The sequence below is a fragment of the Lysinibacillus sphaericus OT4b.31 genome (assembly GCF_000392615.1).
Taxonomy (GTDB): domain Bacteria; phylum Bacillota; class Bacilli; order Bacillales_A; family Planococcaceae; genus Lysinibacillus; species Lysinibacillus sphaericus_B.
The window spans coordinates 373,578-385,689 of record NZ_KB933398.1 but is presented as its reverse complement, the minus strand read 5'-3'; the positions used below and the strand labels follow the sequence as shown (position 1 = coordinate 385,689).

The window sequence follows — 12,112 nt, the reverse complement described above, 5'->3', positions numbered from 1 at the left end:
TATATGAAAAAGGGTTACGCTCATACAGGCGTAACCCTTTTTGTTTACTCAATATTCGGTTTATAAAATGAGCGATTATCAAGTGGGAATAGTCTCTCGGTAAATTCTCCAGGCGCTGTTTTGCCGAGTGCACGCGTGAGCATGTTCATCTTGGCATCAATATTATCGATATAATGCAAGATTTCTGCTTCTTGAATCATTGGTTTTTTAGGGCTACCCCACTCTTCTTTACCATGATGTGATAACACTAGATGTTGCAAGAGCATTACTTCTTCGCCGTCAATCTCAAGCTCATCTGCAATTTTGGCAATTTCATTCACCATAATTGTAATATGACCAAGTAAATTGCCCTCAACAGTGTACATTGTCGCAACAGGACCAGATAATTCAACGACCTTCCCGATATCATGTAAAATAATACCCGCATATAACAAGTCACGATTTAATGTTGGATATAAATCAGCGATTGCCTTTCCTAGTTTTAACATAGATACCATATGATCCAGTAAACCGGATGCATAGTCATGGTGATTCTTCGTTGCAGCAGGGAATACTAAAATAGCATCCTGATGCTTTTTAATAGCTGCACGTGTGATACGTGAGATATTTGGATTCTTAATATCAAAGAAGAATTGCGTTAATTCCTCATAAAGTTGTTCTTTTGGAGTAGCGGAAGAAGGCACTAAATCGTTAATAGCAATTCCCTCCTCTGCTTTTGCAACACGGATTGTCTTAATGCGTAATTGATTTTTGCCGCGATAGTCATGGATTTCTCCTCCTACGCGAACAATAGCCTCTGCATGGTACATTTTTTCATGATCTTCATTTGTATCCCATAGCTTTGCCTCAATGTCTCCACTCTTATCTTGTAGTAACAGTGACATAAATGGCTTTCCTACAGTTGTAACACCTTTTGTCGCCTGTTTAATTAATAAAAATTGATCAACTGATTCTCCTACTTGGAGCGTCGTAATACCTTTCATGTTGACGTCACTCCCCTTTCATTTGCTAGTGCTCCTAGATCGACAATTTGCTCTTTTTGCCAAAACCCGAGCATCGCTTCATGGCAAGTAAAATATAAAATTTGACGTTCATATCCTACTTCTTTCATCAATTGTACCATTTTGTTTGTGCGGTTTCGATCAAAATGGACAAAAGGATCATCCATAATAAATGGGAAAGGCGCAGTTGTTACAAGGGTTTTTGCAAGTGCTAGTCGTAAAGAAATATAGGCTTGTTCCTTCGTGGCTTGCGATAATTCTGCGACATGATAACGCAATCCCGAAACTGCTTGTGCCTCAAAATGACCTTCCTCACTGATTAAGAGCTTGTCATAACGACTACCAGTTAATGTATTAAAAATTTCATTGACCTGCGAAAGTACTTGGGGTAATTTTTCCTCACGAAGTTGAAATAATGTCTCATGAATCGCTGTTGCTAACGCCTTTTTAGTAGTCCACTGCTCGATTAACTGTTGTAGTGCTGTTTTTTCTTGCTCAAATTGTTGCAACAATTGTCCATATTTTTCATCATTGAGTAGAAACTCTTTTTGCATTTGTAGTGTGGCTCGCTCTTCTAAGCAACGATCGATTTCTAACTGGATTGCATTTCGACGTTCTTCTAGCGCTTGCATTTTCTCACTGAGTTGCTCTTCGGTCATAATTGTCTCTTGTTTGATTACTTCAAGTGAGGCTAACTGATTCTGAATTGTTTGTAGCTCCGTATTTAGTTTTTGCTGTTGCTCGTACTGTGCAAAAGTCTCGTAATAAGCGTCCTCCGATTGTACATTTGCAGTACTAAATAACTGAGCGATTTCAGATTCATAGTTTTCCATAAGAGGCTCTACTTCTTGCATGTTGTCTGTCAGGTTAGTGAGCTGCTCTTTGGTGTGCACCATGTCTTGTTGTTCTCTTTGTACAGTAAGATAGAATGCACGCAGATGCATAAAAATTTCCTGCTCACTATAACTTTCCTGTAGTACCTTCTGTATCTGCTCAAATAGCGTTACTTTTTCAGTTTGTATAGACTGAAATAGTTTCGATATACTTTTTTTCTTAGTTTCCAGTTCTTGTACACCACGAATACGCATAAACAGCTCTGGCAATAAAGTTCTAGGCACATTCCCTTCTAAACGATAACGTCCTAAAAAACTTTGCAGCTTTTGAGTACTTTCAGCATTTACCTGCTCTGCCTGCTGAATTTTATGTTCTAGCTGTGCATATTGACGTTCTTTTTCCTGCTGTTGCTCAGTTATCAGCATCCGACGATCCTCGAGTCGTTGCTTTTTCATGCGTAAAACTTGAACAATATTTTCCTCTTGCTCTAATTCCCGTAGTAACTGCTTATTTTGCTCGCTTGTAGTCTCACCAACGGGCCATGCACGTTTTAAAATCACTATAGATAATAGTGACATCACTACCCCGCCAATGATAACTGCCATATTTTTTTGCCAAGCGCCATATAGCACAGCCAACAAACTTATAACTAGAGTAAAGAATATAAATAATGTAGGCTGCTTTTGTTTCGTGCGTTGCGACCTCGCTTGTCGCAATTGTTCAAGTCTTCTCTTTTGTTGAGGCCACTGTGCTAAAATATGTTGTTCCTCAGTCGTTAATGACTCCTGTTCAAGTTGCTTTTTCTGTCGCGCTATACCATCAAGCTCCACATGTATTTGCTCGATCGCATGTAGATGAAATTTCAGCTCTTCTTCAGTTTCTTGCAAAACACTTAACTGCTGCTGAAACTTTTCTTCTTGCTGTAGTGATACGGTTTCCTCAAGAAGGATTTTTTGTGCTACTTTTTCTTGGACACCTAATAAACGAAACTGCGCATCAATATCTTGTTCGATTAAGAAAAGCTCATCGATTAAGTTCTGCTCCTTAACGAGTAACTGATTCCATGTTGCTTCTTGATGCATCAGTCGTGCCATTTCATCAACCATTGTCTCATCTACCGTTAATTGTAGCTTGTTTTGTAAAACCTGATATTGCTCCTTTAGCTGCGCCATTTGTAATGTTTCATGGGTTAGACGGTCCTTTAACTGCTCATAACGTCTTATCCCTTCAGGTGGGAACTGGACTTGTACATAGTTTTTTAAGGTCTGCTGTAGCGACTGTTGTTGATGAATAAGTGGTATTGCCTGCTTCAATATCGTAAGTTGCTGCCAGCTTTGTTGTAGCTCTTTTTGTTGTTTATTCAAATGCGCTAGCTTGTGATCAAGTTGTTGTAATGTGAGTGATTTGTCCTCAAATGTATGAATCGCTGTTTGCTCTTGCTTAACAGTCTTTTCAAGTTGCTTCATATACTCAATTTTTTGGTTAATGAGCGGTAGCTTTCCTGCCTTTTTAAATAGTTCTCCAGCATCCTTGTCTAATTTCTTTTCAAGTGCGGATAACTGATGCATGCCAGTCGTGCCAGATGCAAGTAATAAATGTGTTAACTCTTCTTCAGACATTTTTTCAATGCCTTGAAGTTCATGAATAGAAAAAGAAAAGATTGCCTCAAATGATGCTCTTGTATAGCCATGCAATAGTTTCGCTAAAAGTTCCTCATGGCCCTTAGCACCGTCCTCCATATAAACGGTCACATCACCAGTCGCTTTGCCTTTGACTCGCTCGATTGTGCACTGGCCATACATCGGATGAAGTATCGTTAGCTGACCACCATATTTCGTTGATGTTTTCGGTTCATATTTTCGCTGAGCTTGTTGCTTTGTTGGAAAGCCAAAAAAGATTTGTAATATAAACTGCTGAATCGTCGTTTTCCCAGCTTCATTCATACCATAAAAAATTGTAACACCATCTTGTAAGGTGATAGTGACATTTTCGTGTCTGCCAAAGCCGTATATTTGGATTTTTTGTATTGTTAGCATGTCCTTCACGCCCTTTGAATTTCATCTGCTAATAACGATTGTGCGTTAGACTTTAAATGTTCTACGTCTTGCTCCGTAAGTGGCTCGATAAATCGTGCCCCCCCTGCATGTTGATACAGATCTTTTAAAATATCTTTCCACGCTGAAATGTCCCATTGCTCCATTAAATTTATCACAGATTCAGTAGCTGCAGTTGGTTCATAGGGTGTTGCCGTTCGATGATACATAAGTTTTTGCACCCAACACATCGGCTCATTACCGTCCTCTACCTCTCGAATAGTTTCAAGCCAAGCATCTACCGTGGCATGTTCAAATAAGGCTTCTGCCTGCTCATCTATATTTTTTAAATGCAATTCTACTACAGATGCACCGTATTCTTGACGATTAGCGGCTAGTGCCGCTTCACACTTCTCAAGTAATTCATTTGCATGAAACATCCCTGTACAGTCAACTTCTACTGTGTTATAGACAACTGCAGATGTTGGCACAAACGTCATATCAGCTGAACTTTGTGATAATGTCACATCATAAAAGCCTTTTAATCCTTGCTCGTTACGATGACGACTTTGAATATTTCCTGGATATACGATTGGCGGCTCCTTGTGTAAAAGCTGTCTCTTATGAATATGACCAAGCGCCCAGTAATGATAATTTTTTTCTAGAAGTTGTTCTTTTTTAAATGGAGCATAAACAGCGTGTGTTGTATCACTCGATTCACTGCCATGCAACATACCGATATGAATAGCATGCTGATCATTTGCAATGGGGTAACTTTCAATGATTGATTCCTTTATATGTCGTTCACCATAGCTAAAACCATAAATATTAACCTGTTGACCACGTATTTTCAATTGTACAACACTCGTCTCAGCTGGTAATTCATAAACATTGCTAGGTAAAGCAAAGCGTGTCCATGAGCCATTTAGATGATCGTGATTACCATAGCTTAAAATAACTGGTATGTTGTGCTGAAATAGTACTTCCATTGCCTCTTGGAAACGTCTTTGTGCTTGTAGGCTGCGGTGTTCTCCATCATAAAGATCACCAACAATTAGCAAAAAATCAGGCTTCTCATCGATTGCCTTGTGAATAATTTTTTCGAAAGCTTCGAAAGTACTTGTCCGTATTTTTTTTAGATTTTGCTCTGGTAAACCAAATAAACCCTTAAACGGGCTATCTAAATGTAAATCTGCCATGTGGAAAAAACGAATTGTTGTCATCCAATCACCTCAAGTAATAGATAAATTACGCCTTTGCGCAATTATGTAAGTTCTCATGTTTCATTGTGCCATTAATTAACTCTTATGGAGTAGAACTTGTCCTGATTATTGCCAAAAGCGAATATTTGTTCTATTTTATCATAACTCATGCTAGATGAAAAATGAATTCAATGATATTTCTTCTTACTATCGTAAAAATATTTACACATTTTTTGTAAATTATCAAAATATTCGCTAGTTATACCGTGAAGTTTATAATTCTTCTATGTATAATAGTAGTATCTTCAAGTAAAGGGTGGGGTTTGACTATGGAGAATTACCGTTTTACAGCTTTTGAAAGAACAGGGGAAACATTATTTGATGAAACATGGACATTTGAAAACGATGAAGCCGCAAAAATAAGCGGTCAACAACAAATTGATGAAAAGGGCGTTTCAGAAAAAACACATCGACTCGTAAATGCATCTGGTAAATTAATCTTATTCCATGTTTAAAAGTTGGAATAAACAAAGGCACGTAGCAAACTAATGCTAGTGCCTTTTCATTTTTTCATTTGATCTACATGTAATAGCGTCAGTTCAATGATACAAGTACGCCAAGGGTTAATTGCTCTTTATTTACCTGCAAAAACCGGCATTCTTTTTTCTACAAACGCATGGATGCCTTCAAGGTGATCAACTGTTTTGCGCATTGCTGATTGCCCCTCTGCTTCCATTTCTAAAATACGTTCTAATTGTGGTAGATTTTGCGCATGTAGTATTTTTTTTGTGGTAATCATGGAAACAATCGGAGACGCAAGCATTTTACCAACAAGTTGATCAGCCATTGCAAAAACAGTACCTTCTGGCGCTACATAATCAATTAAGCCAGCATCTTGCGCTTCATTTGCTGATAACACTTTGCCTTCCCAAATCATTTGTTTTGCCTTCACATTGCCGACACGTTCCTTCATAAAGAAGTGACCGCCACCATCAGGAATTAAGCCAATTCCAATAAAATTCATAGCTAGTTTGCTATTTTCGCATGCAACAACGATATCTGCTCCTAACGTCAAGCTAAAGCCTAAGCCGGCTGATGCACCATGAACTGCTGCAATGACAAGCATTGGTAGCTGATAATAAGCCTTTACAATTCGTGTTAAATACGCCATCGCTTCATCAATATCAAGTGGCTTAGTTGGATCTACCATGGCTTTTATATCGCCACCAGCAGAAAAGACTTTACCTTCCCCTCTAATAACTAAAATTTGTATTTCTTGCTCTTGTTGTAGTGCTTCAAAACACTCTGCTAATTCCCGCATCATTACATCATCCATCGCATTCATGGCCTGCGGTCGATTTAACGTTAATGTAGCACGACGCTCTAATTTTTCTAATGTAATTGTTGTAAATTCCATGCTCTACACCCCCAAATATGAATAGTCATTCACTATATACTATTCGTGTTTTTTCTGAAAAATCCTTCTCTCCTACGCAAAACAGCACTTGTTATGCTATATTTAATGACGAATATTGAATTAAAGGTGGTAAATCGTTGTGACTCAAATGGACTATCGTGTATTACTTTTTTATAAATATATTGCTATTGAAGACCCTGAAGCATTTGCAGCAGAGCATTTAGCATTGTGCACGGAAATCGGACTGCTTGGTCGAATTTTAGTTGGTGTAGAAGGTATCAACGGCACTGTTTCTGGCACTGTCGAGCAAACAGAGACCTACATGAATCATATGAAAGCAGATACTCGTTTTAGCGATATTATGTGGAAAATCGATGAAGTACAAGGACATACCTTTAAAAAAATGCATGTCCGCCCTCGCCATGAAATTGTCCACCTCGGTTTAGAAAATGACATTAATCCGTTAGAAATAACAGGGGATTACTTAACGCCAAAGGAATTCATGACACGTATGCAAGAGGACAATACGATTGTCATTGATGCACGTAATGATTATGAATTTGACCTAGGACATTTCCGTGGAGCTGTGCGCCCTGATATCGAGAACTTCCGTGATTTACCTGCTTGGATGGAACAACACAAGGAAGATTTCGCTGGCAAGAAAATATTAACTTATTGTACAGGCGGTATTCGCTGCGAAAAGTTTTCAGGCTGGTTAAAACGCGAAGGATATGGAGAAAGTGTCGGCCAATTACATGGAGGTATTGCAACCTATGCGAAGGATCCTGAGGTAAAAGGACAGCTATGGGATGGTCAAATGTTTGTCTTCGACCGCCGTCGCAGTGTTCCAATCAATCAGGTTGAGCATGTTGTTGTGGGAAAAGATTACTTCACGGGTGAACCGACAGAGCGCTATACAAACTGCGCTAACCCTAATTGCCATAAGTTAATGCTATGCGAAGAAAAACATGAGGCATTTTATATGCGCAGCTGTTCAGACGATTGCCGTCGTGCTGAACATAACTTCTTCGTTGTAGAAAATGAATGGACAACAACGCAAGTCGAGGAACAAATCGCAAAAATTGCACAGGCTCAAGTATCTCCAAAATAACTTTTAAAATGAGTACAGTCTGATGATTAATAAGAAAAAGCATCTCCCGCTATGATCTGACCCAAAAAAGTTAGACATATTTAGTTAAGCAACTTCTAAAACCCCCGTAAAAGTTAGATTGGTGTCTAACTTTTACGGGGCAGATCAGCTAGGAAGATGCTTTTTTGCACTGTACATGACAACATTAGTGACAAGTATTCTATATTAGAATTAGAACGACTTATGCATCCAGTTGAACTTTCAATTACTTCTTCAGAACTGAGTGGGGTTGAGCTTGGCTTACCTGAGAGGGACAATACTTTAGCAGAGCAGTATGGTACACTACCTGAGCGATAACTCGGCTTACCCGAGCGGTAAACCTCTCCACCTGAGCGATAAGATACTGCCTGCTATTTCAGTTCTTATTTATCAGATGTTAAATATCGTCCGACTTGTCGTCCGCTAAATAAACAACCTCCAACAAAAGTGCCTTCTAACGCGCGATAGCCATGCACACCGCCACCACCAAAGCCGCTAACTTCTCCGGCTGCGTATAACCCAGGTACAGGCTTACCATCCATTCCGAGTACAGCACCATCTAGATTTGTCTGTAAACCGCCTAATGTCTTGCGCGTCAGAATATTTAACCTTACTGCAATCAGAGGCCAATTTTTCGTATCTAAAAATTTATGTGGTTTCGCAACACGCACAATTTTATCACCAACATAATTTCTTGCACCTTGAATAGCAGTTAGCTGTAAATCCTTCGTGAACTTATTGTCAATTTCACGGTCTCTGGCTAAAATCTGCTCCTTAATTTTCATAAAATCAAGAAGGTCATTGCCTGCTAGCTTATTCATCCCATCGACTAGCCCTTTTAAATCGTAGGCAATGACAAAATCCTCGCCATGATTTTTAAATGCTTGAATAGATGCAGGAGGACCAGGCAATACACGTTTCAGTACTTCACGAATACTTTTATTTGTTAAATCAGGATTTTGCTCGGAGCCTGATAGAGCAAACTCTTTTTCAATAATTTTTTCTGTCAAAATAAACCACGAATAATCATACCCTGTTTTCTGGATGGCTTCCAACGTACTTAACGTATCAAACCCTGGGAAATTTGGTGCCCCGAAGCGATTACCTGCTGCATCAAACCATAATGAAGAAGGCCCTGGTAATATACGAATACCATGATTCGGCCAAATAGGATCCCAATTTTTTAAGCCCTCTGTATAATGCCACATGCGGTCACGATTGACGATACGTCCACCCGCATGCTCCGTAATTTCTAGCATGCGTCCATCTACATAAGCAGGTACACCGCAAACCATATTTTTCGGAGGTGTGCCGAGACGCTCTGGCCAATTTTTCCGTACTAAATCCATATTTGCTCCAATGCCACCACTCGCTACAATAACTGCAGTTGCTTCATATGAAAATTCTCCAATACCAAGCCTGGAACTCTTCTCTCCTCGCTGTGCAAAACTTTCTGCAAGAATTGTTCCGCTAATGCCCACAATGCCGTCATCTTGTTGTATAAACTCATCTACACGATGCCTTGGCTTAAAGTCTAGATAACCTGCTTTCATCGCCTTTTTCACCTTGTCAACAAATGGCTTCACAATGCCGGGGCCAGTACCCCAAACAATATGAAATCGAGGAACCGAATTGCCATGCCCTCCCGCTAATGACCCACCTCGTTCGGCCCAACCAACAACAGGGAAAAATTTAATGCCCAACGATTTGAGCCATTCATATTTTTCACCAGCAGCAAAATCGACATATGCTCTCGCCCATTTATTGGCCCAGGAATCTTCGTCTTCCAGGCGATCGAAGCCAGCCGTCCCAAGCCAATCCTGCCATGCAAGCTCCTTGCTATCCTTAATGCCAAGTCTTCTTTGCTCGGGTGTATTCACTAAAAATACGCCACCAAATGACCAAAATGCCTGCCCCCCCATAGAGTTTTCAGGTTCCTGATCTACTAACAGTACCTTTTTGTTCGCATCAACTGATTCACAAGCGGCCACTAGTCCCGCTAGTCCTGCACCAACAATTGCTACATCATATTTCATGGTACACCCCCGAAAATCTTACTTTATTTACATACATTCTTCTCTCTGCGTTACTTTCCCACCTATTTACTTTAAAAAAATGACAAAAGTGTGACAAGGTAAAAACGTTCGTATTCCATATCAAAAGAAAGTGAGTTTTATTCAGTTAATCTATTTTATTCCAAATTATTCCCACATTATTTCTGACATTTAAGATTCGATAAACGCCCATGCTAACTGTATTAGTATATTTCGATAGCGCTTTCATTGTCCTCCCTAAAAAGACGAACATTAATTATATTAATGCATAAAATAGTTCGTAATTTGTTAGTTTTCAGACTTTTGAAGTGAAGTTTTTTTATCTTTTTTAGAAATATTGTTGACAAAGGTGAACAATAGGGATTATGATGTTATCAAATTTAATCACACAAAAATATAACGACGGAGACACGCTAGTCGCAAGAGAATCCAAAGAGAGCTGATGGTTGGTGTAAATCAGTGATTTCTACGATATAGTTCCACTCCTGAATAGATAAGCCGAACATCCAAAGTAAGCTTATCCGTCACATGCACGTTACGCATATAGCTAAGACTGCAAGAAAATGCATAACTTTTCGAAGCAGTGATTAAGGGTGGTACCGCGAACCAATGTTTTTTCAGCCTTTCGCCCCTTACGACACAATGAGTGTGTTTGTAAGGCGCGGAAGGCTTTTATATTGTTTTCGAACAAAGAAATGAGATTGTTTGCATGTTGTAAGATGTATCAATTTCACAAATTTTAGATTGTCCTATATAAAAACCATCACTATCAATTTTATTAAAAGGAGCTAATTACAAATGACTACTGCAACAAAAACAATTAATGTATTTATCGCTGATCCACTAAGTGAAGATGGTATTTTCCCTCTTCGCCAAGAAAAAGATTTAGATTTAAATGTTATTATCGATACTGGCCTTGCACCAGAGGAGTTAATCGCAAAAATTGGGGATGTTGACGTATTACTAGTTCGTTCTCAAACAACTGTGACACGTGAAATAATCGAAGCGGCTAAAAATTTAAAATTAATCGGTCGTGCTGGAGTAGGTGTAGATAACATCGATCTTGCTGCTGCAACTGAACATGGGATCATTGTTGTCAATGCTCCAGATGGTAACACGAACTCTGCTGCTGAGCATACAATTGCGATGATGACTTCTCTTGCTCGTCACATTCCGCAAGCATTCAACACACTTAAAAACGGTAAATGGGACCGCAAATCTTATGTTGGGGTTGAGCTTAAAAATAAAACACTAGGTGTTGTCGGCTTCGGTCGTATCGGCGTAGAAGTAGCTTACCGTGCTAAAGGTCAACGTATGAATATCATGGCATATGATCCGTTCTTAACAGATGAACGGGCAAAAGAGCTCGGTGTTATAAAATCTACAGTTGAAGAAATTTGTGCAGCCGCTGATTTCATTACAGTGCACACACCATTACTTCCTGAAACACGTAATCTCATTAATAAAGAGAAATTCGCTATGATGAAAGACGGCGTTCGCATCATTAACTGTGCACGCGGCGGTATCATCAATGAGGATGATTTATACGATGCAATTGCAGAAGGTAAGGTAGCAGGTGCAGCGCTTGACGTATTCGTTTCTGAGCCAGCAACAGATCATAAATTACTTACTTTACCACAGGTCATTGCAACACCTCACTTAGGTGCATCAACAATTGAAGCACAGGAGTCTGTAGCAGTTGACGTATCAAATGACATCATTAAATTCTATAAAACAGGTACTGTTACAAACCCAGTAAACATGCCTTCAATTCCGAAAGAACTACTTGCACAGGTTGAGCCTTTCTTCGAATTAGCAGAAAAACTTGGTTCATTCTTATCTCAAATAACTGCTGAACCAGTTAAAGAAATTAACTTATCATATGCTGGTGAAGTAGCAAACTATGATGTGCGCCCATTAACTTCAAACGCACTAAAAGGGTTACTTTCTAAAAATCATGGTAATCATGTAAATGACGTAAATGCTCGTTACCTATCTGAACGTATCGGCATGAAAATTAACGAACACAAAACAACAACAGCTAAAGGCTTCACGAGCTTAATTACAATTGAAGTAAAAACTGCTAATGAAACACATACAGTTGCAGGTACATTATTAAATGGTCTTGGCGCACGTATTGTCAAAGTAGAAGAGTATGTTGTTGACGTTATCCCACAAGGTCACCTTCTATATATTAAAAACACAGACAAACCAGGTGCAATTGGTCGCGTAGCAACAAAGCTTGCTGAAAAAGACATCAATATTGCAACAATGCAAGTTGGACGTGCACAAGTAGGCGGGACTGCGGTGATGATGCTAACTGTCGATAATGTTGTCACAGATGAAGACTTAGCATTTGTTTCACAACTTGAAAACATCGACGAAGTAAAAGCAATTGACCTATAATTTTATATAATCAATAAAATGGCCCGAGTTTAAGTA

The 12,112-nt window shown here is 39.2% G+C and carries 9 protein-coding genes; 4 read left to right on the top strand and 5 right to left on the bottom strand.

Features of this window, described 5'->3' with window-relative positions; genetic code table 11:
- Nucleotides 1-44 precede the first annotated feature (44 nt).
- The 3 genes from yhaM to H131_RS01805 are packed head-to-tail and all read right to left on the bottom strand — an operon-like array spanning nucleotide 45 to nucleotide 5,091.
- Entirely contained in the window at nucleotides 45-983 is a 939-nt protein-coding gene (gene yhaM / locus H131_RS01815; RefSeq protein WP_010857336.1) for a 3'-5' exoribonuclease YhaM, read from the bottom strand.
- Nucleotides 980-3,871: an ATP-binding protein gene (locus H131_RS01810; protein WP_010857335.1), complete on the bottom strand. Its 2,892-nt coding sequence runs from the start codon at nucleotides 3,869-3,871 to the stop codon at nucleotides 980-982. The genes yhaM and H131_RS01810 overlap by 4 nt, the downstream gene beginning before the upstream one ends.
- A 5-nt stretch (nucleotides 3,872-3,876) precedes the next feature.
- A complete protein-coding gene (locus H131_RS01805; RefSeq protein ID WP_010857334.1) occupies nucleotides 3,877-5,091 on the bottom strand; it encodes a metallophosphoesterase family protein in 1,215 nt (404 codons plus the stop codon).
- A 308-nt stretch (nucleotides 5,092-5,399) separates the two neighbouring features.
- On the opposite strand from H131_RS01805, the gene H131_RS01800 reads away from it, so the two are divergent.
- Nucleotides 5,400-5,585, top strand: coding sequence for a YhzD family protein (locus tag H131_RS01800; RefSeq protein WP_010857333.1), 186 nt, complete (start codon nucleotides 5,400-5,402; stop codon nucleotides 5,583-5,585).
- 119 nt (nucleotides 5,586-5,704) lie between these two features.
- Here the strand turns inward: H131_RS01800 and H131_RS01795 are convergent, their stop codons facing one another.
- On the bottom strand, nucleotides 5,705-6,487 hold the full coding sequence (locus H131_RS01795; protein ID WP_010857332.1) for an enoyl-CoA hydratase: 783 nt from the start codon (nucleotides 6,485-6,487) through the stop codon (nucleotides 5,705-5,707).
- A 139-nt stretch (nucleotides 6,488-6,626) separates the two neighbouring features.
- Between H131_RS01795 and trhO the strand changes: the two genes are divergently transcribed.
- The gene (gene trhO / locus H131_RS01790; RefSeq protein ID WP_010857331.1) at nucleotides 6,627-7,598 is read left to right on the top strand and encodes an oxygen-dependent tRNA uridine(34) hydroxylase TrhO; all 972 of its coding nucleotides are present in this window, start codon (nucleotides 6,627-6,629) and stop codon (nucleotides 7,596-7,598) included.
- A 156-nt stretch (nucleotides 7,599-7,754) separates the two neighbouring features.
- On the top strand, nucleotides 7,755-7,934 hold the full coding sequence (locus H131_RS24900; RefSeq protein WP_036129712.1) for a hypothetical protein: 180 nt from the start codon (nucleotides 7,755-7,757) through the stop codon (nucleotides 7,932-7,934).
- Nucleotides 7,935-7,999: 65 nt separating this feature from the next.
- Here H131_RS24900 and H131_RS01780 read toward each other — a convergent pair whose 3' ends face one another.
- Entirely contained in the window at nucleotides 8,000-9,652 is a 1,653-nt protein-coding gene (locus H131_RS01780; protein WP_010857330.1) for an FAD-binding dehydrogenase, read from the bottom strand.
- Between the two features lie 816 nt (nucleotides 9,653-10,468).
- Here H131_RS01780 and serA point away from each other — a divergent pair.
- Nucleotides 10,469-12,076 (top strand): phosphoglycerate dehydrogenase, encoded by a 1,608-nt coding sequence (gene serA / locus H131_RS01775; RefSeq protein ID WP_010857329.1) that lies wholly within the window; start codon nucleotides 10,469-10,471, stop codon nucleotides 12,074-12,076.
- The last annotated feature ends 36 nt before the right edge of the window (nucleotides 12,077-12,112 follow it).

Excerpts from the sequence above, each read along its gene's own strand:
- H131_RS01805 (WP_010857334.1), bottom strand. The coding sequence starts at position 5,091 with ATGACAACAATTCGTTTTTTCCACATGGCAGATTTACATTTAGATAGC.
- H131_RS01795 (WP_010857332.1), bottom strand. The coding sequence starts at position 6,487 with ATGGAATTTACAACAATTACATTAGAAAAATTAGAGCGTCGTGCTACA.
- yhaM (WP_010857336.1), bottom strand. The coding sequence starts at position 983 with ATGAAAGGTATTACGACGCTCCAAGTAGGAGAATCAGTTGATCAATTT.
- H131_RS01780 (WP_010857330.1), bottom strand. The coding sequence starts at position 9,652 with ATGAAATATGATGTAGCAATTGTTGGTGCAGGACTAGCGGGACTAGTG.
- serA (WP_010857329.1), top strand. The coding sequence starts at position 10,469 with ATGACTACTGCAACAAAAACAATTAATGTATTTATCGCTGATCCACTA.
- H131_RS24900 (WP_036129712.1), top strand. The coding sequence starts at position 7,755 with ATGCTTTTTTGCACTGTACATGACAACATTAGTGACAAGTATTCTATA.
- H131_RS01810 (WP_010857335.1), bottom strand. The coding sequence starts at position 3,871 with ATGCTAACAATACAAAAAATCCAAATATACGGCTTTGGCAGACACGAA.
- H131_RS01800 (WP_010857333.1), top strand. The coding sequence starts at position 5,400 with ATGGAGAATTACCGTTTTACAGCTTTTGAAAGAACAGGGGAAACATTA.